The organism is Micromonospora sp. WMMD882 (genome assembly GCF_027497255.1).
In the GTDB taxonomy this organism is placed as follows: domain Bacteria; phylum Actinomycetota; class Actinomycetes; order Mycobacteriales; family Micromonosporaceae; genus Micromonospora.
In genome coordinates this window covers 5,361,460-5,380,996 of record NZ_CP114903.1, presented here as the reverse complement: position 1 = coordinate 5,380,996, position 19,537 = coordinate 5,361,460, and the positions used below count along the sequence as shown (strand labels likewise).

Genomic DNA, 19,537 nt, shown 5'->3' with positions numbered 1-19,537 from the left:
TTGGCTCCGCTAAAAGTCAAACCGCACCGACGGACAAGCCGTCCGGCATTCGGGTGACGCACCGGGAAATACTTCCGCTCTGTGTAAACGGACTTGCCACACAGGGGTGACGTTGGCCCTATCATCACTCGGGTCGGCTCGCCCCATTTTGCCGTGAGTCGACACCCCTCAGCCCGAGGAGGCCGCCGTGCCTGTGACCGCATTGGACCAGCACCTCACCGGGGTCCGCCATCGTTCGGCGCACCCCGGAGCAGCGTCAACCGCCCGGATCGGGGGCGGCGTCGCCCCCGCGGCCCGTCCACGCGCCGACCGTCCGGTGACCTTCGGCTGCCGGGAGGCTCGATGACCACGTTCGGTTACGCGGAGCATTCGTCGGGGACGGCCCCGCCGCGTCGCCCCGACGACCCGTGGGGCGCCGGGGCGCGGGACGACGACGCGTCCAGACGGGCTCGTGGCCGGCCGCACCCGAACGATCCGCCGCCCCGCCCGGCCGCGCCGGGAAACGGCAACGCCAGGCCCGCCGGCGGCCGGGTCGCGGTGTCGGCCCGGCCGAGCATGCCGGCCCAGCCCTCGCGCTCCGGGTCGGGGGTCGGGCCGGAGCCGGGCCGCCGCTCCGGTGACGGGGTCCCCGCCGTCGATCCGGCCAGCGCCGAGACCGCCGTCATGCCGGTGGTCCCGGCCACCGAGGCGACCGCCGTCCCGGCCAACCAGCCGAGCCGCCCGGACCCGTCCGACCCGGCGACCGAGGTGTGGACGCTCGTCGAGCGCGCCCAGGCCGGCGAGACCGAGGCGTTCGGCCTGCTCTACGACCGGTACGTCGACACGGTCTTCCGGTTCGTGTACTTCCGCGTCGGCAACCGGCAGCTCGCCGAGGACCTCACCTCCGACACGTTCCTGCGCGCGCTCAAGCGGATCGGCAGTTTCACCTGGCAGGGGCGGGACCTCGGGGCATGGTTGGTGACCATCGCCCGCAACCTGGTGGCCGACCACTTCAAGTCCGGCCGGTACCGGCTGGAGGTGACCACGGGCGACGTGCTGGACGCCGACCGTGAGGACCGCGGTCCCGAGGGCAGCCCGGAGGCGGCCGTGGTCGAGCACGTCACGAACGTGGCTCTGCTCACCGCCGTCAAGCAGCTCAACCCGGAGCAGCAGGAGTGCATCGTGCTGCGTTTCCTGCAGGGCTTCTCGGTGGCCGAGACGGCCCGGGCGATGGGCAAGAACGAAGGGGCCATCAAGGCTCTCCAGTACCGTGCCGTCCGCGCCCTGGCCCGCCTGCTGCCCGACGGCTTCCAGCCCTGATCCGACGCCTCCGCAGCGGCCGGCGACCCCAAGGACAGCGACGCCTGTCACTGCAATTCATTTCGTCGGTCTCCGGGCCGTAACCATCGCCAGGCACGGACCGTTTCTCCGGGTGCGACCGGTGTCCGCTCCGGACAGCGGCCAGACGGCCGTGAGCAGCGAGAGGAGATGCCTGCGGTGGACAGTGAACTCTTCTCCCGTCGGCACGCCGAGCGATTCGCCCAACTGCTCGACGAGGCCAACGGCGGCCGGCGACACCATGTGCGTTCCCGGGCCGACGACCAGCTCGGCGCGCTGGTCGCCCTCGGCCAACAGCTCGGGACGGCCGCTCCGGCGGCCGAACCGAGGCCGGGCTTCCGGGCCGACCTGCGCGCCACGTTGATGGCGACCGCCGAGCGCGAGGGCGTCGGCGTCCCGACCGGCGACGCGGCCCTCCGTGACCCGGTCGGCGCGACCGGCCGACGGGTGGCCGGCGGGCTGATCCCACGCAACCTGCTGGCCGCATCGGCCACCGCCCGTCGGGCCCGGGCCCGGTGCGCCATCCTGGCCGGGATCACCGCCGGCGCGGTCGCGGTCTCGGGCATCTCGGCGGCGAGCGAGAACGCCATCCCGGGTGACGCCCTCTACGGGATGAAACGTTCCGCCGAGCGCGCCCAGCTCGCGCTGGCCAGCTCCGACCTCAGCCGTGGGCAGCTCTTCCTGGACTTCGCCCGCACCCGGCTCGTCGAAGCGACCGCCGTCCGGGGCGACCGGTTCGCGTTCGCCGCCGTCCTCGACGACATGGACGAGGACACCCGCCACGGCGTCCGGCTGCTCACCACCGCGACGGCGCACCGGTCCGACCCGGCCGGGCTGGACGCCGTGGACGCCTTTCTCGACGGCCAACGACGCGCGGTGGCCGCCCTGGCCGACGGCGCGTCCCGCGCCGAACGTGACCGCACCCGGCAGTCCCTGCTGCTGCTCGACGCTGCCGGTCGCCGCTCCGCGACGCTCCGGACCAACCTGCCCTGCGGCATCCCGGCAACCGGCCGGACCGACTCCCTCGGTCCGGTTCCCGGCTCCTGTCGCTGACCGGGGTAACCCCGACAACAGCCGCCGGTTCCCGCATGACTGCGAGCCACCACAGGTTCCCCGGCTAGTCTCGCGGGTGGCGGGCACACCGGACCAACCGCGCCTCGGACCGACCGCGCCTCGGACCGACCGCGCCGGCTGAGCGTCGAGCGGAGGGAGCGCTGTGTGGCCCGGACCCGGAAGGTGACCGTCAGCACGGATGCCCACGGTCACACCGCAGGGTGGGCCGACACCGACCGACCGCCCCCGGTGGCCGATCCGGGCGCGGCGGCCTTCTTCGACGTGGACAACACCATGATGCAGGGCGCGTCGCTCTACTGGTTCGCCCGGGGGCTCGCCGCCCGCCGGTACGTCACCACCGGTGACCTGGCCCGTTTCGCCTGGCAGCAGCTCCGGTTCCGGTTGCTCGCCACCGAGCACGCCGGTGACATGTCGCACGCCAGGGAGGCCGCGCTCGCCTTCGTCGAGGGTTGGCGGGTGGACGATGTGGAACGGCTCACCGAGGAGATCTTCGACGAGCTGATGGCGCCCCGGATCTGGGCCGGGACCCGCCGGTTGGCCCTGCGACACCTCGTCGACGGCGCCCAGGTCTGGTTGGTCAGCGCCGCCCCGGTGGAGATCGGTCGGGTGATCGCCGCCCGGCTCGGCCTGACCGGGGCGATCGGCACGGTCGCCGAGATCGTCGACGGCGCGTACACCGGCCGGCTGGTGGGCGACCTGATGCACGGCCCGGCCAAGGCCGAGGCGGTCAGCCAGCTCGCCGAGGTGGAAGGGCTGGACCTGCGCCGCTGCGTCGCCTACAGCGACTCCGTCAACGACCTGCCGATGCTCGACGCGGTCGGGCGGGCGGTCGCGGTCAACCCGGACGCCCTGCTGCTGCGCGCCGCCCGGGAACGGGGCTGGGAGGTCCATGACTTCCGTACCGGCCGCCGGGCGGCCCGGATCGCGGTGCCGTCGACCGCCGCCGCCGGGCTGCTGGCCGGCGCGGTCAGCGCCGGGATGGCGGTGCGCCGCCGCCGACAGGCAGCCCAGTGAGCCCGGGACGGCGCTGGTGGGCGGCCGGGTGGCCGGGGCGCGCCGGCCCGGCGTCCCGCTCCCGGCTCGTCGGGCTCGCCGTGGCGGTCGCCGCCGGCAGCGCGCTGGTCACCCTGCCGGAGGTCGACAGCCGACCGGTCGACCCGGCCGGGCGGCCCGGACCGGAGCGCCGGGTCGAGCAGGAGTGGCCACGGGCGGTACGGGGCGCCCTGCCCGCCCGGCTCGCCGACGGTACGGCGTACAGCCCGGTCTGGTTCCTCGACGCGGTCACCTCGCTCGGCACCGCGCCCAGCCCCGACGGCCGGTCGTTGCGGTTGCTGCTGCGCGCCGCCGACGGCACGCCGCGGGAGCTGCGCCGGCTGCCGGCGGACGGCGCGCCGCAGTACGCCGGCCTCGCCGTCGCCGGCGCCGACGTCGCCTGGGCGGAGACCACCACCGGTCGGGACGGTCGGGGCCGCACCGAGTTGTGGACGGTGAACCCGGGGTCGGGGCGACCGGCCCGCCGACTCACCTCGGACCCGGGTGACGTGCTCTTCTTCAACTCGCGGCACGACATGCTGATCGAGGCGGGCCGGCTGTGGTGGGTCGCCGCGCCCGACAGCGACGCCCCGGCCACCGAGGTGCGTTCGGTGGCGTTGGCCGGCGGCCCGGTCGACGTACGCGCCGTGCCCGGCGGGTGGGCGCTGTCGACGTGGCCGTGGCTGGTCAGCGTGGGCGCCGGCGCGGCCGGCCCGGTCACCCTGCGCAGCCTGACCGACGGCGTCGAACGGCGGGTGTCCGCCGGCCCGGCGGAGCTGCTCACCTGTGGCCCGACGTGGTGCCGGGCGCTGGTGCCCGCCGGGGCCGGGCCGGGCCGGATCGACCTGGTCCGGGCGGACGGCCGGGACCGGCACCGGGTGGCCGGGCCGGACGGCAGCGCCGCCCTGATCGACGTGGCGGTACGCGACCGGTTCGAGGTGCTGCTGCGCACCGGGCCGGGCGGCGTGACCGGCGGCGGGCAGCAGCTCCGGCTGTGGGACGTCACCCGACGGCGGGCGGTGACCGTGGCCGACGGGGTGGGGTTGGTGCTCTGCCGGGGCGACGTGCTGTGGTGGTCGACCGGCACGCCCGAGGTGACCGCCTGGCACACCCTGGACCTGGGCAGCCTGACCTGAGCCCGGCGCGCCGGTCAGGGGCCGAACGGGTCCGGCCGGCGTTCCAGGAGCTGGTGGAGGGTCTGCTGGATGGTCTCCCGGACCTGGTCGGCGAGGTTGAACACGACGAGCGGGTCGTCCGCCGCGTCGGTCAGGTGCGCGGTGGGGATCGGCGGGCAGAACTCGATGAGCCACTTGCTGGGCAGCGGCACCAGACCCAGCGGCCCGAGCCACGGGAAGGTCGGCGTGACCGGGAAGTACGGCAGTTTGAGCAGCCGGGCCAGCGGCTTGATGTCGGCGAGCATCGGGTACGTCTCCTCCGCGCCGACGACCGCCACCGGGACGATCGGCGTGCCGGTGCGCAGCGCCGCCGAGACGAACCCGCCCCGGCCGAAGCGCTGGAGTTTGTACCTGTCGGAGTAGAGCTTGCCGATGCCCTTGAACCCCTCGGGCCAGACGCCGACCAGCTCACCGGCCCGCATCAGCCGCTCGGCGTCCGGGTTGCAGGCCACCGTGCCGCCGGACTTGCGGGCCACCTCGGAGACCACCGGCATCCGGAAGACCAGGTCCGCGCCGAGCAGCCGGAGGAAGCGGCGGGCCGGGTGCCGGTCGTGCAGGGCGGCGGAGAGGATCAGCGCGTCCAGGGCGACCGTGCCGGAGTGGTTGCCGACCACCAGGGCCGGCCCCTCGGCGGGCACGTGCTCCAGGCCGGTGATCTCGGTACGGAACCAGTCGCGGTAGAGCAGCCGCAGGACCGGGTGGAACACCGCCTCGGTCAGCTCCGGGTCGAACCCGAACTCGTCGATCTCGTACTCGCCGGCCAGCCGGCGGCGTACGAAGGCCAGCGCGTCGGCGACCCGCCGGTCCCACTTGTCGACCGGCCGGTCGGGTACGGCGGAGCCGTGGTGACGCCCGTTGCGTCGGGCCGGCCGGGCCAGATCGTCGGCGGCCGGCGGCTGGAACGGCCGGCCCGCCGGCACGTCCCGCCGGGCGCCGTCGGGGCGGGTCACGACTGCTCCCGGGCGGCCGCGCGGACCTGCCGGATCCCGGCGAGGATGGCCTGCTCGGTGGCGGCCAGCCGATCCCGGGTCAGCACCGCGCCCCGCTGGTGGGCGCGGAGGAAGTCGTCGAAGGCGGCGGCCGTGGTACGCGGGGTGAAGCCGTACTCCTGGATCAGCCGGCTGGTGTCCACCACCCGGCCGTGGACGAAGAGGTCCACCTGGTCGAGCCCGAGCCGGCCGTAGCCGAGGGTGCGGGCCAGCGACACCGCCCCGGACAGGCCCGGCTCCAGCACGGGCGCCTCGATCCGGCCGGCCCGGCGGATCGCCTGGGACAGTGACAGCACCCCGGGGCCGGCGACGTTGTAGGTGCCCGGGTGGTCCGCCACGATCGACCGGTGCAGCACCTCCAACGCGTCGTCGATGTGCAGGAACTGCAACCGGGGGTCACGGCCGAGCACGGTGGGCACCACCGGCGCGCGGAAGTAGCGGGTGAGGGTGGTGTCGGCGGTGGAGCCGATGAACGGGGCGAAGCGCAGCACGGTGGCGGTCACGTCGGGCCGGCGACGCCGGAACCCCCGCACGTACCCCTCGATGTCGAGGATGTCCCGTCCGAAGCCGCCGCGCGGCACCTCGCGCGGCTCGGTCTCCTCGGTGAACACCGCCGGGTCGCGGAAGGAGACCCCGTACGCGGCGGTGGAGGACCGGACGACCACCTTGCGCAGCCGGGGCGCGCGCTGGCAGGCGGCCAGGAGCTGCATGGTGCCGATGACGTTCTGTTCCTTCATGGCGGCCCGGCCGCCGTGCTGCCGGTCGGGCGCGCTGACCAGGGCGAGGTGCACCACCGCGTCGACCGACAGGTCGGCCAGCAGGCCGCCGAGCGACCCCGCGTCGACCCGGACCCGTTCGACCCGGTCCAGCAGGTCGGTGAACTCGGCCCCGGCGGCGGGCGGGTCCACCCCGATGACCCGTTCGATCCGTGGGTCGGTGGCGAGCCGGGCGGCGACGTGCGCGCCGAGGTGCCGGCTGACCCCGGTCACGACGACGACCCCCGGAGCGCCCGAGGCGCCACCGGGGGTCATGTCGCGCACCCTGCTCGGCAGGCCGGATCGAGCCGGGACGTCCACGGCTTTCTCACCTGAGCCTCCGAGGGTCGACAGAAGGCAGGTGACCGGCGCCGGGTCAGGCCCGGCCCGCGGTCACTTGCCGAGACGGCGACGCTGGACGCGGGTCTTGCGCAGCAGCTTGCGGTGCTTCTTCTTAGCCATGCGCTTGCGGCGCTTCTTGACCACCGAGCCCATACGAAAGCCTTTCGATGCAACGTGCGGGGCGGACCGGACGCGCCGGGGCGGCGCCGGGGACCGCTTGCGGACAACGGACCTGACCTCGCTGGTGGGCGTCGCGGCGCACCGCCGGGTGGTCACGGTCTGGACCAGGGTAGCCGGAGAGCATCAGCAGGACCAACGCGCCCCCGTCGATGCCCGTTCCGTCCCCTCCCGACCGGTCGCCGCCGACCAGCCCGTCACCCTCCGTGGCGGGCTGGTCGGCGGTGGTCGAGCGCGGCCACCCGGCCCGCCGGCCGTCCGCACGCCCGCCGACTCCGGGTCACGCGGTTTCGGAGAACGCCCCGCGCAGGTAATCGTGGACCGCGTGTTCGGGCACCCGGAACGACCGGCCGACCCGGACAGCGGTGAGCTCACCGCTGTGCACGAGCCGGTAGACAGTCATCTTCGACACCCGCATGACCGCCGCCACCTCGGCGACGGTGAGGAACCTGACCTCCGACAACCGACCGTCGGACTGTGACCCGACCATGGCCCACCGCCCCATCCCTGCCCCGGCGCGGCCGCCGGACGGATCGTCCCGTCGGGCAGGCAACGCGCGTGTTACCAGTACGGTAACGGGACGGCTGTGAACGGCGCGATCCCTTCGTGCACTTGATCTCGCCACAGCCCTGGTCAGGCGCGCTACCGGGGGCTGGTTCAGCCGGCCGTGGCGCGGACGTGGGCCACGCAGTCGTCCCGCAGGGTCGGCCAGGGCACGCCGAGGATCTCCGGGGCGGCCTCCGCCACCGGCCGGCGGTCGTGCACCACCTCCCGGAAGAAGGCCAGCAGCCGCTGCTCCCCATACCGGTCGAGCAGGTGCCGCACGGCCAGGTAGCCGATCCCGTAGCTGGCCGCGACCTGGTCGGGGGAGGCGTCGTCGGCCGGGGCGAGGTCGTCCAGCCGGCCGTCCCAGCCGGCTGTGAGCAGCCGTCGTACCTGGTCCAGTCCGGAGTACCCGACGGTCGGGCGGTCCCCCGCGCCGGCCAGCTCGGCGAGGCCCTCCACCAGCCACCAGCTCTCCTGACCGGGCCAGCCGCCGGCGGGCAGGGAGGCCGCGTGGGTCAGCTCGTGCCGGAGCAGGTCACCGACGCCGCCTGCACGCAGCGCGTCGGCGTTGAGCACCACCTCGTGATGTCCACCGCCGACCGTCACCACGTACCCGCCGGACCACGCCGGCCGGCCGCCGCCGTACCAGCGTCGCCACTCCTCCCGGCCGGCGTAGAAGATCCGGTACCTGTCGGGACGCTCGCCGTCGACGACGTACCGGTCGGCGACCGCCGCGGCGGCCTCGGCGTCGGCGAGCAGCCCGGGCAGTCGTCCGCGCAGCTCGGGGGTGGTCGCCACCAGGGTCCGCCGCCCCACGGTGACGGTCAACTCGTCGACCTCCCAGGGGCGGGTGCCGGTGCGCGCGGACGTCGAGGGCTCCACCGCGACCAGCCGGGGCCCACCGGCCGCCTCCCGCCACCGGGTGCCGACCAGCACCGGGCTGGGGGTGCAGGCGGGCTCGACGAAGCAGTACCGGTAGGTCACCAGTTGTCGCCACTGGCCCGGCTGCCCGGGCGTCGGGGACGGCGCACCGCTCGGCTCGGCCCGCCACACCGCCACCCGTAGCGCACGCAGCGCGGTGAACTGCCGGGTGAGGTCGGCCGTGGCGGACCGGTCGACGTCCGCGAGGAAAGCGGGCCGGTCGCCGCGCAGCAGCGCGCCGGCCTGCTGGTCGAGCCGGTCACCGATGGCCGTGGCCAGCCGGGCGGCGGGGGCGGCGGACGGGGAGCGGTCCGGGCCGGCCGGGCGACCGTCGGCGGGCCGCTGCGGGGGCGTGCGGACCACCGCGACCACCAGCGCCGCCGGCAGCAGGCATCCCACCAGCGCGACCACCACGGCGAGCGCCGTCCACAGCGGCCACCGCCGGCGCGGTCGCGGTTCGCGCCGCTCGTCCTCCACGGCCGGAGAGTACGACATTCGGCTGGGGATCCTGCCGATCTCGCCGGATGGCCCGCCGGGCCGGCGTACCTAGACTCCGAGGCATGGCTAGTAGCGGCCCCCGGCTCACCCCGCAGACGGTCGAGGTGTTACGTCTGCTCCTCACCGCGCCGGCCGTGCCCCGGTACGGGCGGGACATCGCCCGGGAGACGAAGCTCAAGACCGGGACGCTGCACCCGATCCTGGCCCGGCTGGAGCTGGCCGGATGGGTGGCGAGTTTCTGGGAGGACCCGACCGAGCACGAGGACCAGGGCCGCCCCCGCCGCCGGTACTACCGGCTCACCGGGGACGGCGCGCGGGTGGCCCGCGCGGCGGTCACGGCCCGCGCCGGCGAGGCCCGGGTCGCCGCCCCGCCCGCGCTCCGTCCGCGTCCCGGTCTCCGGCGGGCGGGGTGATCCCGGTGGACGTCAGGGCTCGGGCCGGCGCGCTCGCGCGGCAGTGCGGTTACGTGGTGGTCGTGGCCACCGACGCGGTGGGGCTCCTCGGCGTCGCGCTGGGGCTGGTGTGCGCCCTGATCCTGCTGGCGGAGGCGGAGTCGCCGATGCGCCTCGCCGACGGCGTCAGCAGCGTCGGGGCGGTCGGCACGGGGGTGGCTCTCCTGCGGCTCAACGGTTTCCTCCGCGAGCGGGACGGCCGGAGCCGGCACCGTGCCGGCGTCCGCTCCCCCGGCGACCGGGTCGCCCTGGGGATCGTCACCGGGGCGGGCCGGTTGCTGCCCGCCTCCGCCCGGGAGCGTTACGTCGAGGAGTGGCGTGGGTTGACCCGTGACGCCCTGCTCGATCCGGACGCGTCAGGGCGCCGGGCGGTCGCCGAGGCGGCCCAGTGCCTGCGGGCGGCGGTGGTGCTGGCGGTCGTCCTGCGCACGGTCCGCCGGATCCCGCGCTGAGCGACAGGGTCCCGCCGCGCGGGTGGTCAAGCCCGAGGCCGGGTCACATTGGCGACAGGAGAATCCGGGCCGGGCGCCTGGACCGGCAAATCTCTAGCTAGGTAGCGTTTTGGTGGCAGCCGCGCCGACCGGCGCGGCGCAGGCACCGGTCGGGCGCTGGCCCGGCCCCAATCCACCGGGAAACGGGGGCGGTGGATCGGGGCGGCCCGCGCCGGCCGGACGCCGGGCTGGCCGCCCGGCGCGGACGGGCCGGCGGACAAGGGGTCTCCGCCGGCCCGTCCCCGCCCGGCAGCGCAGTCGGCTGACCCCCGGGCGGCTGATCCCGCTCACCCCGGCACAGCAGCCGGCTCACCCTCGGGAGACCAGGGCCCGGCCGAAGAAGACGACGTTCGTCGGGCGCTCGGCGAGCCGCCGCATCAGGTAGCCGTACCACTGGTCGCCGTACGGGACGTAGGTGCGGACGGTGTGGCCGGCGGCGACGAGCCGGGCCTGCTCCTGCGGCCGGACGCCGTAGAGCATCTGGAACTCGAAACCGTCCGGGCCCCGGTCGAACCACCGCGCCCGGTCCTCGCCGATGGTGATCAGCCGCGGATCGTGGGTGGCCAGCATCGGGTAACCCGCGCCGGCCATCAGCACGTTCAGACAACGCACGTAGGACCGGTCCACGTCCCGGGCGGACTGGTACGCCACCGACTCCGGCTCCCGGTACGCGCCCTTGCACAGCCGGACCCGCGAGCCGGCGGTGGCGAGGTCCCGGCAGTCCGCCTCGGTACGCCGCAGGTACGCCTGGAGCACCGCGCCCGTGGCCGGATGGTCCTCGCGGAGCTTGGTGAGGATGTCCAGGGTCGAGTCGGTGGTGGTGTGGTCCTCCATGTCCAGGGTGACCGTGGTGCCGGCGGCGTCGGCGGCGACGCAGATGGCGCGTGCGTTGTCGTAGGCGAGCTGCTCGTCGAACCGCTGCCCGAGGGCGGAGAGCTTGACGCTCACCTCGGCGGCCGGGGTGAGCCCGGCGGCACGCAGCGCCCCCAGCACGGCGAGGTACTCCTCGCGGGTGGCGTCGGCCTGCTCGGGGGTGACGGTGTCCTCTCCCAGGTGGTCGAGGGTGACCCTGAGGCCCTCGGCGACGAGCTCGCGGGTCGCGCGCAACGCGTCGGCGGTGCCGGTGCCGGCGACGAACCGGCGGACGACGTCCCGGGTGTAGGGGGCCGTCTCGACGAGCCGCTCGACCCGGGATGACCGGGCGGCGGCGAGAATGACCGTACGGAGCATGAGCTGAGCGTAACGCCAGCGTCCCGCCCCACGCCCGCCAGCGCCGAGGGCGCAGCACGTCGGCGGGGCCCCTTCCGGACGGTGGCGGCGGTGTACTACAACGATCCCCGTGGAACGAAGCACCCCTCGCCGGCTGCGGTCGGCCACCGTGCAGCTCGGCGCGCTGACCGCTCTCGCGCTCGCCCTGTCCGGCTGCAACCTGACCGGCGACGACGACGATGACGACTGCGCGCTCGGCCCGTTGGGCGGCGGCGGCACGGTGGCGGCGGCGCCACGCGACCCGGCGGCGCCACGCGACCCGGCGGCGCCACGCGACCCGGCGGCGGCGACCGGCGCCGCTGTCCTGACCGGGTCGGGCGTGGTGGCCGGGTCGGGCGGGTTGGCCGGCTCCGGCGGGTTGGCCGGGTCGGCCGCGTCCGGCGTGCTGACCGCCCGGACGGTCGGCGGCGGCGGGCGGGGCGCGCCGGAGCCGGTGTCGACGGCCGTGCCGGAACGGGGCGGCTTCGGCACCCACCTCGCGTCCTGCGGCGGCTGAGGTGCGCCGGACCACACAGACCCCCCGCGACGACTGGCACCCGACGGTACGCGAGCAGGGCCTGGTCTACGTCGACACCGAGCTGCCCGACGGCGGCGTCATGTCGTACTGGGACGAGACCGCCGCCTACGCCTTCACCCTGGACGAGGTGCTCCGCCTGGAGGAGGCCACCGAGGAGCTGCACCGGATGTCGGTGGCCGCCGCCGAGCACGTGGTGGCCCGCGACCGGTACGCGGACTTCGGCATCCCCGGGTGGGCGGCCGAGGCGGTGGCCCGGTCGCTGCGCGAGCAGCCGCCCACCCTCTACGGCCGGTTCGACCTCTGGTACGACGGCACGTGGCCGCCGAAGCTGCTGGAGTACAACGCCGACACCCCGACCTCGCTGGTCGAGGCCGGCATCGTGCAGTGGTTCTGGCTGGAGGACACCCACCCCGACCTGGACCAGTGGAACAGCCTGCACGAGCGGCTGGTCGCCGCCTGGCACCGGATCGGTCGGGGCCTGCACGAGCCGGCCGTGCACGTGGCCTGGTCCCGGGAGGAGGAGGTCTCCGCCGAGGACCAGATGACCGCCGGTTACCTGGCCGAGTGCGCCCGGCAGGCCGGGCTGACGGCCGAGCTGATGGCGATCCAGGACGTCGGCTGGGACGGTCGCCGCTTCGTCGACGGCGCGAACCGGCCGATCACCACCTGCTTCAAGCTGTACCCGTGGGAGTGGATGCTGGCCGAGCCGTACGGTCGGCTGGCGTTGGCGCCGGGCACCCCGACGACCTGGATCGAGCCGGCCTGGAAGCTGCTGCTGTCGAACAAGGCGCTGCTCGCCGTGCTGTGGGAGCTGTACCCCGGGCACGAGCTGCTGCTGCCGGCGTACCTGGACGGCCCCCGGGACCTGCCCGAGTACGTGGTGAAGCCGCTGCTGGGCCGGGAGGGCGGCTCGGTCCGGATCGTGACCGCCGGCGGCACGGAGGTCGCCAACCCGGGCATATACGGCGACGAGGGCTGGTGTTACCAGGAGTTCCGGGCGCTGCCCGAGTTCGCCGGCAACCGGGTGGTGCTGGGTAGCTGGACCGTCGACGGCGAGTCGGCCGGGGCGGGGGTACGGGAGAGCCCGGGGCTGATCACCGACGGATACGCCCGGTTCCTGCCCCACTACATCGATGCGCCGCGCGCTGCCGAGTCGTCTACCGTTGGGGTGTGAACTTCGACGCGTACGCCCGGAACGGGGTTGACCTCGTCAACGCCCGTCTGGACGACCTCGACGCCCTCCGCTCCCTGCTGCCCGGCGAGAACGCGTACCTCCACGACGAGGTGGCCGAACGGGATCTGGCGATCTTCCGGCGGGCCCAGAAACGTCTCCGGGACGTCTTCGAGTACGGCACCTCCGGCCGGGACGCCGAGGCGGTGGCCGAGCTGAACGCCCTGCTGGAGGCGTACCCGGTGCACCCGCACATCTCCGGGCACGACTCCAGCGACTGGCACATGCACCCGGCCAGCCGGGGCGCGTCCGTGGCGGTGGACTACCTGGCCGGCGCGGTGTGGGGGCTGTCGGTGTGGCTCTGCGAGTACGGCAGCGCCCGGTTCGGGGTGTGCGCCGACGACCGGTGCGGCAACGTCTACCTGGACACGTCGTCCAACTGTTGCCGCCGGTTCTGCTCGGAGCGGTGCGCCACCCGGTCGCACGTGGCCGCGCACCGGGCCCGTAAGCGGGCCGCCGGCACCGAGCAGCCGCTCACCCCGGTGAGCTGACCCGCGCTCAGACGTCGATCGGGGACGGCGCGCCCAGGTGCTGCCGGGCGAAGTCCAGCGCGGCGCGCAGGTCCGCCTCGCGCTCCGCGCGGCTGCCCGCGCCCCGGGTCGCCACCTCCACCGCCACCGAGCCGGTGAAGCCCCGACCGGCCAGCGAGGAGAGCAGCTCGCCGCAGGGCTGGGTGCCCCGGCCCGGCACCAGGTGCTCGTCGCGTCCCTCGCCGGTGCCGTCACCGAGGTGCACGTGGGCCAGCCGGTCGGCCATCCGGTCGGCCATGGCGAGGGCGTCGGAGTGCGCGGCGGCGCAGTGCGACAGGTCGAGCGTGTACGCGTCGTAGCCGGTGTCGGTCGGATCCCACCCCGGGAAGTACGGCACGAACTGCCGGCCGGCCATCCGTACCGGGTACATGTTCTCCACCGCGAAGTCCAGCCCGCCGTGCCGCCGGCCGATCTCCGCCATGCCGTCGGCGAAACGCCGGGCGTAGTCGCGCTGCCAGGTGAAGGGCGGGTGGACGACGACGGTCGGGGCTTCGAGCTCCTCGGCCAGCTCGGCGGCCTTCCGCAGCCGCTCCCACGGGTCGGGGCTCCACACCCGCTGGGTGACCAGCAGGCAGGGCGCGTGCACGGAGAGCACCGGCACGCCGTAGTGCTCGGTGAGGCCGCGCAGCGCGCCGGCGTCCTGGCTGACGGCGTCCGTCCAGACCATCACCTCTACGCCGTCGTAGCCGAGGGCGGCGGCGAGCTGGAAGGCCGCCGCGGTGGGCTCGGGGAAGACCGAGGAGCTGGAGAGGAGCACGGGGACGCGGGAAGTCACACCGACCAGGGTAGCCCGCGCCGACGAGAGCATCGTGACGAGCAGTCGCAAACCGCCCGTACCGCCCTGGTCGGAAGACTCAGCTCGGGCCGATCTGGTCCAGCCGGCGGAGGATGAGCCCCTCCCGCAGCGCCCACGGGCAGATGTCCAACGACTCGACGTCCAGCCGGCGCAGCGCCGCCTCGGCCACCACCGCCCCGGCCAGGAGCTGGTGCGACCGCCCGACGCTGACCCCCTCCAGGGCGGCGAGCTGGGCGGGCGGAATGTGCCGGATGAAGCTCAACACCTGCCGCAGCCCGGTACGGGTCAGCCGACGCGGCGCCCACAGGCCGGCGCCGGAGGGGGCCGCCCCGGCCAGCCGGGCCAGGGTGCGGAACGTCTTCGAGGTGGCCACCGGCCGCTCCCAGCCCACCCCGGCCACCTGCTCCACCACCGGATCGAGCAACGCGTCGACGTACTCCCGCAGCTCGTCGACGCGCTCGGGCGTCGGCGGCGTCGCGCTGGTCGGGTCGACGCCGAGCCGGTCCCGGGTCAGCCGGCCGGCCCCCAACGGCAGCGACACCGCCGCCTCCGGGTACTCGTCGATGCCGGCCGCGACCTCCAGCGAGCCGCCGCCGATGTCCAGCACCAGCAGTCGGCCGGCGGACCAGCCGAACCAGCGGCGCACCGCGAGGAAGGTCAACCGGGCCTCGTCCGCCCCGGCCAGCACCTCCAGCCGTACGCCGGTCTCGGCGCGGACCCGACCCAGCACCTCGGCGGCGTTGGTGGCGTCCCGGACCGCCGAGGTGGCGAACGCGATCAGGTCGTCGGCGCCCAGTCGGACCGCCGCCTGCCGGGCCGCGCCGACCGCCTCGACCAGGCCGTCCGCGCCGGCCCGGGTCAGCGCGCCGTCCGGGCCGATCTGCTCGGCCAGCCGCAGGACGGCCTTCTCGGAGTGCGCCGGCCACGGGTGCGCCCCGTGATGGGCGTCCACCACCAGCAGGTGCACGGTGTTGGAACCGACGTCGAGCACTCCCAGGCGCATGGGAAAGACCATAGTGGTTGACGCTTCCGGTCCCGCTGCCTGTCGGCCGCGGCCCGCGTACGCTGGCCGAATGAGCGTTCCGGTGGAGATCCGAGGGCTGGTGGACGATCCGGCGGACCCGCGCGGCCGGGAGGTCGGACTGGACTTCCCCCGCGAGTGGATCGAGTTCGTCGACCCGGCCGACGACAAGCACGTGGTCCGGGCCGACCTGACCTGGCTGCTGTCCCGCTGGACGTGTGTCTTCGGCCGGGGCTGCCACGGCATCGTCGCCGGCCGGGCCGCCGACGGCTGCTGCTCGCACGGGGCGTTCTTCACCGACGCCGACGACGAGAAGCGGGTCCGGGCCGCCGCGCAGCGGCTCACCCCGCAGACCTGGCAGCACCACCGCCGGGGCTTCAAGAACTGGACCGAGCTGGACACCGTGGACGGCAGGAAGCCGGCCCGCCGGACGGCCACCCGGACCGCCGACGGCCCCTGCGTCTTCCTCAACGACGCGGACTTCCCCGGCGGGGGCGGCTGCGCGCTGCACGCCCAGGCGCTGCGGGACGGGGCGCACCCGCTGGAGTACAAACCCGACGTCTGCTGGCAGTTGCCGGTCCGGCGGGACCAGGAGTGGCGCAAGCGGCCGGACGACACCCAGGTGCTGGTGTCGACGCTGGCGGAGTTCGACCGCCGGGGCTGGGGCGCGGGCGGGCACGACCTGTCCTGGTGGTGCACCTCGTCGCCGGAGGCGCACGTCGGCGGCGAGCCGATGTACCTGTCGTACGCCCCGGAGCTGACCGCGCTGGTCGGCGAGCAGGCGTACGCGAAGCTCGCCGAGCTGTGCGCGGCCCGGCAGCGGCAGGGCCTGATCGCCCCCCACCCCGCCAGCCCCTCCTGACCAGAATTCATTGATCTTGATAGCACGACTGCTATCATCCCGGTCATGGCGATGACACTGAGGCTGGACGGGGAACGCGAGGCCAAGCTCCGTTTGGTGGCCGAAGACGAGGGCCGCGCCATGCACGCGGTCGTGGTCACGGCCATCGACGACTATCTGGCCCGACGTGACGCGAGGCAGTTCGCCGATCTCACTGACGAGATCGTCGAACGGCACGCCACGCTGCTGGCCAGGCTGGCCGAGTAGTGACCGAGAAGCTCTACTACCCGACATTGGCCGACGTGGCCCGGCTGGCCGACAAGCTCGGGCTTCGGATCCGCGACGCCGGGCTGATCGAGTCCGCCCTGGCCCGGCCCCAGACCAGTGTCTTCGGCCAGGCCGCCTACCCGGACACCTGGACCAAGGCTGCGGCCCTGCTGCATTCCCTGGTGGGCAACCATCCGTTTCTGGACGGCAACAAGCGCATGGGCTGGATCGTCGCGGTGGCCTTCCTACGCCGCAACGCCGCGCTCACCGCGAGCCAGCTCGCCGACGCGGACCAGGACGCGGCGTACGATCTGGTGATCGCGGTGGCCGAGGGGCAGGTCACCGAGGTCGACCGGATCGCGGACCTGCTCCGTAAGGTGTTCTGACCGGGCCCCGGGGGCCCGGCCCGGCCCGGTCACGGCTCGAACTTGTAGCCCAGGCCGCGCACGGTGACGATGAAGCGGGGCGCGGACGGCTCCGGCTCGATCTTGGAGCGCAGCCGCTTGACGTGCACGTCCAGGGTCTTGGTGTCGCCGACGTAGTCCGCGCCCCAGACCCGGTCGATCAACTGGCCCCGGGTGAGCACCCGACCCGCGTTGCGCAGCAGCAGCTCCAGCAGCTCGAACTCCTTCAGCGGAAGCTGCACCGGGGCGCCGTCGACGGTCACCACGTGCCGTTCGATGTCCATCCGGACCGGCCCGGCGGCCAGCGTCGCCCCGCCGACCTCGACCGCCTCGACGCTCTGCCGCCGCAGCACCGCCCGGATCCGGGCGACCAGCTCACGCGGGGAGTACGGCTTGGTCACGTAGTCGTCCGCCCCGATCTCCAGGCCGACCACCTTGTCGATCTCGCTGTCCCGGGCGGTGACCATGATGATCGGGACGTGCGACCGCTGACGGAGCTGCCGGCACACCTCGGTGCCGGACATCTCGGGCAGCATCAGGTCGAGCAGGACGATGTCCGCGCCGGTCCGGTCGAACTCGGTGAGAGCGGAGGTGCCGGTCGGAGCGACGGAGACCTCGAAGCCCTCCTTGCGGAGCATGTACGAGAGGGCGTCGGAGAACGACTCCTCGTCCTCTACCACCAGAACGCGGCTCAACGGGGTTCCTTTCGGTGCGGTGTTCAAGCCTGCCGGAGCTCGGCCGGGCCGGCCTCGATCTCAGCGGACTGGAGTGTCGCTGCCAGGTCGTCCGGCGGACGGGCGGGCAGCCGGAGGGTGAACGTCGACCCGCCACCAAGAGTGCTGGACACCTCGACGCGTCCGCCATGGTTGCTCGCGATGTGCTTGACGATGGCCAGGCCGAGCCCGGTGCCGCCGGTGGACCGGGAGCGGGCCTGGTCGGCCCGGTAGAAACGTTCGAAGATCCGGTCGACGTCGGTGGGGGCGATGCCGATCCCCTGGTCGGTGACCGCGATCTGGACGAAGTCGTCGTCACTACGCACGCTGACGGTGACGGTGGTGTCCACGCCCGAGTAGATGATGGCGTTCTCCACCAGGTTCGCCACCGCCGTGGCGATCTGGTTGTCGTTGCCGTGGACGGTCAGCCCGGCGGCGCCATCGACGGCGATCCGGACCCGCCGGGCGGCGGCCGTGGTGCGGGTCCGGTCGACCACCTCGGCGAGCACCCAGTCCACCCCGACCGGCTCCGGGGCGGGCTGCGGCTCCGCCCCCTGGAGGCGGGTCAGCTCCAGCAACTCCTGCACCAGCCGACCCAGCCGGGTGGACTCGTGGTGGATACGCTCGGCGAAGCGCCGGGCGGCCACCACGTCCTCGGAGAGGGTCGTCGCGGCGGCCCCGGAGGGGTCGACCGCCGGACCCGCCGACCCGGTCGCGTCCAGCAGCGCCTCGGCCAGCAGTTGCAACGCCCCGATCGGGGTCTTCAGCTCGTGGCTGACGTTGGCCACGAAGTCCCGGCGGACCCGGGCGAGCCGGTGCGACTCGGTCACGTCGGCCGCCTCGACGGCCACGTACCCCGCGCCGATGCCCATCGCCCGCAGGTGCACGCCGAGCGGGTCCGGCCCGACGTTGTCGCGGCCCCGGGGCAGGTCCAGCTCGATCTCGCGGCGCACGCCGGTGCGCCGCACCTGCCCGGCGAGGGTGCGGATCAGCGGGTGGGCGGCCATCGAGCCGGGCGCGGGGCCGGTGCGGAGCAGGCCCATCGCGCGGGCGGCCGGGTTGACCAGCACCGGCACGTCGTCGGGACCGAGCACGACCACGCCGGCCCGGAGGGAGTCGATCGTCTTGCGGCCGAGCCCGGAGAGCCCGCCCTGCTGGTCGTCGGCTATCGCGGGCCTCCCCCTGCTCCAACCGGACCGGTCGGTCCGGCGCGGGCCACGGCGGACGGCCCAGGCGAGCAGCAGCCCGGCGGCCACCCCGGCCACCAGAACCACCACCACGTCGACCGTCGCCGCCCAGTTCACCCGGCGATCGTAGGGTCATTGTTCACCTGGTGACCGCGCAGAACGGGACGAATCACGCTCGCTTCCGGGAAAGTTCACCGCTTGGCCGAGCACCGTTCACCGGCGTTAACCCGGGCCCCGTCGACTCCCTCTACGGTGGGCGGCGCACCCGGTGGCCGGCTCCGGCCGCCGCCGCCGTACCCGGACAACAGGACGTGACGATGCGCGACGAGTTCCAGGCCGACCTGCAGGCCGTCAGCCACCTGCTGGTGACGATGGCCGACGGGGTCCGGGAGGCCATGCGGCAGGCCACCCGGGCGCTGCTCACCGCCGACCGACGGGCCGCCGAGACCGTGATCGCCCGGGACGCCGAGGTCGACGAGCAGTACCGGGAGGTCGAGGAACGGGTCTGCGAGCTGCTGGCCCGGCAGGCCCCCGTCGCCTCCGACCTGCGTACCGTGATCACCGCCCTGCACGTCGCCGCCGACCTGGAGCGGATGGGCGACCTGGCCGACCACGTGGCGAAGACGGCGCTACGTCGGCACCCCTCCCCGGCGGTGCCGGCCGAGCTGCGGCCGATCTTCACCGACATGGCCGGCGTCGCCGACCGGATGGCCGGGAAGATCGCCTCGGTGCTGGCCGCGCCGGACGCGCAGGTCGCCGCGGAACTCGACTCCGACGACGACGCCATGGACGACCTGCACCGCGGCCTGTTCGCGGTGCTGCTCGACGAGGCCTGGCCGTACGGGGTCGAGACGGCCATCGACGCCACCCTGCTCGGCCGCTTCTACGAGCGGTTCGCCGACCACGCGGTGAACACCGGCGAACACGTCGTCTACCTGATCACCGGCGAGACCACCTGAGCCGGCCGGCGGAAGGGCCCCAGCAGGCGGGCC

General features: G+C 74.4%; 23 protein-coding genes. 13 read left to right on the top strand and 10 right to left on the bottom strand.

What is annotated here, in order from left to right:
• Positions 1–342: 342 nt before the first annotated feature.
• The 4 genes from O7606_RS23125 (at position 343) to O7606_RS23110 (ending at position 4,559) form a co-directional block, all read left to right on the top strand.
• Positions 343–1,299, top strand: coding sequence for an ECF subfamily RNA polymerase sigma factor, BldN family (locus tag O7606_RS23125; protein ID WP_281596119.1), 957 nt, complete (start codon positions 343–345; stop codon positions 1,297–1,299).
• Between the two features lie 177 nt (positions 1,300–1,476).
• Complete coding sequence (locus O7606_RS23120; RefSeq protein WP_281596118.1) at positions 1,477–2,370, top strand: DUF5667 domain-containing protein; 894 nt, start codon at positions 1,477–1,479, stop codon at positions 2,368–2,370.
• A 165-nt stretch (positions 2,371–2,535) separates the two neighbouring features.
• A complete protein-coding gene (locus tag O7606_RS23115; RefSeq protein ID WP_281596117.1) occupies positions 2,536–3,405 on the top strand; it encodes an HAD-IB family hydrolase in 870 nt (289 codons plus the stop codon).
• Positions 3,402–4,559, top strand: a complete 1,158-nt coding sequence (locus tag O7606_RS23110; protein ID WP_281596116.1) for a hypothetical protein — start codon at positions 3,402–3,404, stop codon at positions 4,557–4,559. Before O7606_RS23115 ends, O7606_RS23110 begins: the two co-directional genes overlap by 4 nt.
• A gap of 14 nt (positions 4,560–4,573) precedes the next feature.
• Here the strand turns inward: O7606_RS23110 and O7606_RS23105 are convergent, their stop codons facing one another.
• The 5 genes from O7606_RS23105 to O7606_RS23085 form a co-directional block, all read right to left on the bottom strand.
• On the bottom strand, positions 4,574–5,476 hold the full coding sequence (locus O7606_RS23105) for a lysophospholipid acyltransferase family protein (RefSeq protein ID WP_281599826.1): 903 nt from the start codon (positions 5,474–5,476) through the stop codon (positions 4,574–4,576).
• Positions 5,477–5,544: 68 nt separating this feature from the next.
• Positions 5,545–6,618: an NAD-dependent epimerase/dehydratase family protein gene (locus O7606_RS23100; protein WP_281596115.1), complete on the bottom strand. Its 1,074-nt coding sequence runs from the start codon at positions 6,616–6,618 to the stop codon at positions 5,545–5,547.
• A 117-nt stretch (positions 6,619–6,735) separates the two neighbouring features.
• Positions 6,736–6,837 (bottom strand): AURKAIP1/COX24 domain-containing protein, encoded by a 102-nt coding sequence (locus tag O7606_RS23095; protein WP_007465623.1) that lies wholly within the window; start codon positions 6,835–6,837, stop codon positions 6,736–6,738.
• A gap of 304 nt (positions 6,838–7,141) precedes the next feature.
• A complete protein-coding gene (locus tag O7606_RS23090) occupies positions 7,142–7,351 on the bottom strand; it encodes a helix-turn-helix domain-containing protein (RefSeq protein ID WP_281596114.1) in 210 nt (69 codons plus the stop codon).
• 167 nt (positions 7,352–7,518) lie between these two features.
• Positions 7,519–8,805, bottom strand: a complete 1,287-nt coding sequence (locus tag O7606_RS23085) for a hypothetical protein (RefSeq protein ID WP_281596113.1) — start codon at positions 8,803–8,805, stop codon at positions 7,519–7,521.
• 83 nt (positions 8,806–8,888) lie between these two features.
• Between O7606_RS23085 and O7606_RS23080 the strand changes: the two genes are divergently transcribed.
• Together O7606_RS23080 and O7606_RS23075 are read left to right on the top strand one after the other, a co-directional pair.
• Positions 8,889–9,239, top strand: coding sequence for a helix-turn-helix transcriptional regulator (locus tag O7606_RS23080; protein WP_281596112.1), 351 nt, complete (start codon positions 8,889–8,891; stop codon positions 9,237–9,239).
• A gap of 5 nt (positions 9,240–9,244) precedes the next feature.
• The gene (locus tag O7606_RS23075) at positions 9,245–9,730 is read left to right on the top strand and encodes a hypothetical protein (protein WP_281596111.1); all 486 of its coding nucleotides are present in this window, start codon (positions 9,245–9,247) and stop codon (positions 9,728–9,730) included.
• A gap of 348 nt (positions 9,731–10,078) precedes the next feature.
• Here O7606_RS23075 and O7606_RS23070 read toward each other — a convergent pair whose 3' ends face one another.
• Complete coding sequence (locus O7606_RS23070; protein WP_281596110.1) at positions 10,079–10,999, bottom strand: proline dehydrogenase family protein; 921 nt, start codon at positions 10,997–10,999, stop codon at positions 10,079–10,081.
• A 109-nt stretch (positions 11,000–11,108) separates the two neighbouring features.
• Between O7606_RS23070 and O7606_RS23065 the strand changes: the two genes are divergently transcribed.
• From O7606_RS23065 to O7606_RS23055, 3 genes are read left to right on the top strand one after another with little or no spacing between them, the layout of a single operon-like run.
• Positions 11,109–11,534 (top strand): hypothetical protein, encoded by a 426-nt coding sequence (locus O7606_RS23065; protein WP_281596109.1) that lies wholly within the window; start codon positions 11,109–11,111, stop codon positions 11,532–11,534.
• Between the two features lies 1 nt (position 11,535).
• A complete protein-coding gene (locus O7606_RS23060; protein WP_281596108.1) occupies positions 11,536–12,729 on the top strand; it encodes a glutathionylspermidine synthase family protein in 1,194 nt (397 codons plus the stop codon).
• A complete protein-coding gene (locus tag O7606_RS23055; protein WP_281596107.1) occupies positions 12,726–13,277 on the top strand; it encodes a CGNR zinc finger domain-containing protein in 552 nt (183 codons plus the stop codon). Before O7606_RS23060 ends, O7606_RS23055 begins: the two co-directional genes overlap by 4 nt.
• 7 nt (positions 13,278–13,284) lie before the next feature.
• Here the strand turns inward: O7606_RS23055 and O7606_RS23050 are convergent, their stop codons facing one another.
• Positions 13,285–14,091, bottom strand: a complete 807-nt coding sequence (locus O7606_RS23050) for a sugar phosphate isomerase/epimerase (RefSeq protein WP_281596106.1) — start codon at positions 14,089–14,091, stop codon at positions 13,285–13,287.
• Positions 14,092–14,170: 79 nt separating this feature from the next.
• Entirely contained in the window at positions 14,171–15,115 is a 945-nt protein-coding gene (locus tag O7606_RS23045) for a Ppx/GppA phosphatase family protein (RefSeq protein WP_281596105.1), read from the bottom strand.
• 70 nt (positions 15,116–15,185) lie between these two features.
• Here O7606_RS23045 and O7606_RS23040 point away from each other — a divergent pair, with 70 nt between their 5' ends.
• Genes O7606_RS23040 through O7606_RS23030 form a run of 3 tightly spaced genes read left to right on the top strand, consistent with a single transcriptional unit; the run spans position 15,186 to position 16,627 of the window.
• Positions 15,186–15,995: a hypothetical protein gene (locus O7606_RS23040; protein WP_281596104.1), complete on the top strand. Its 810-nt coding sequence runs from the start codon at positions 15,186–15,188 to the stop codon at positions 15,993–15,995.
• 45 nt (positions 15,996–16,040) lie between these two features.
• Entirely contained in the window at positions 16,041–16,241 is a 201-nt protein-coding gene (locus O7606_RS23035) for a hypothetical protein (RefSeq protein WP_281596103.1), read from the top strand.
• Positions 16,241–16,627, top strand: coding sequence for a Fic family protein (locus O7606_RS23030; RefSeq protein WP_281596102.1), 387 nt, complete (start codon positions 16,241–16,243; stop codon positions 16,625–16,627). Before O7606_RS23035 ends, O7606_RS23030 begins: the two co-directional genes overlap by 1 nt.
• Positions 16,628–16,656: 29 nt before the next feature.
• Here O7606_RS23030 and O7606_RS23025 read toward each other — a convergent pair whose 3' ends face one another.
• Both O7606_RS23025 and O7606_RS23020 read right to left on the bottom strand, forming a co-directional pair.
• A complete protein-coding gene (locus O7606_RS23025; RefSeq protein ID WP_281596101.1) occupies positions 16,657–17,340 on the bottom strand; it encodes a response regulator transcription factor in 684 nt (227 codons plus the stop codon).
• A gap of 23 nt (positions 17,341–17,363) precedes the next feature.
• Positions 17,364–18,638, bottom strand: a complete 1,275-nt coding sequence (locus O7606_RS23020) for an ATP-binding protein (protein ID WP_281599824.1) — start codon at positions 18,636–18,638, stop codon at positions 17,364–17,366.
• A 224-nt stretch (positions 18,639–18,862) separates the two neighbouring features.
• Between O7606_RS23020 and phoU the strand changes: the two genes are divergently transcribed.
• The gene (gene phoU, locus O7606_RS23015; protein WP_281596100.1) at positions 18,863–19,504 is read left to right on the top strand and encodes a phosphate signaling complex protein PhoU; all 642 of its coding nucleotides are present in this window, start codon (positions 18,863–18,865) and stop codon (positions 19,502–19,504) included.
• Positions 19,505–19,537: the final 33 nt, after the last annotated feature.

Excerpts from the sequence above, each read along its gene's own strand:
- O7606_RS23125 (WP_281596119.1), top strand. The coding sequence starts at position 343 with ATGACCACGTTCGGTTACGCGGAGCATTCGTCGGGGACGGCCCCGCCG.
- O7606_RS23035 (WP_281596103.1), top strand. The coding sequence starts at position 16,041 with ATGGCGATGACACTGAGGCTGGACGGGGAACGCGAGGCCAAGCTCCGT.
- O7606_RS23070 (WP_281596110.1), bottom strand. The coding sequence starts at position 10,999 with ATGCTCCGTACGGTCATTCTCGCCGCCGCCCGGTCATCCCGGGTCGAG.
- O7606_RS23040 (WP_281596104.1), top strand. The coding sequence starts at position 15,186 with ATGAGCGTTCCGGTGGAGATCCGAGGGCTGGTGGACGATCCGGCGGAC.
- O7606_RS23080 (WP_281596112.1), top strand. The coding sequence starts at position 8,889 with ATGGCTAGTAGCGGCCCCCGGCTCACCCCGCAGACGGTCGAGGTGTTA.
- O7606_RS23045 (WP_281596105.1), bottom strand. The coding sequence starts at position 15,115 with ATGCGCCTGGGAGTGCTCGACGTCGGTTCCAACACCGTGCACCTGCTG.
- O7606_RS23090 (WP_281596114.1), bottom strand. The coding sequence starts at position 7,351 with ATGGTCGGGTCACAGTCCGACGGTCGGTTGTCGGAGGTCAGGTTCCTC.
- O7606_RS23100 (WP_281596115.1), bottom strand. The coding sequence starts at position 6,618 with ATGACCCCCGGTGGCGCCTCGGGCGCTCCGGGGGTCGTCGTCGTGACC.
- O7606_RS23095 (WP_007465623.1), bottom strand. The coding sequence starts at position 6,837 with ATGGGCTCGGTGGTCAAGAAGCGCCGCAAGCGCATGGCTAAGAAGAAG.
- phoU (WP_281596100.1), top strand. The coding sequence starts at position 18,863 with ATGCGCGACGAGTTCCAGGCCGACCTGCAGGCCGTCAGCCACCTGCTG.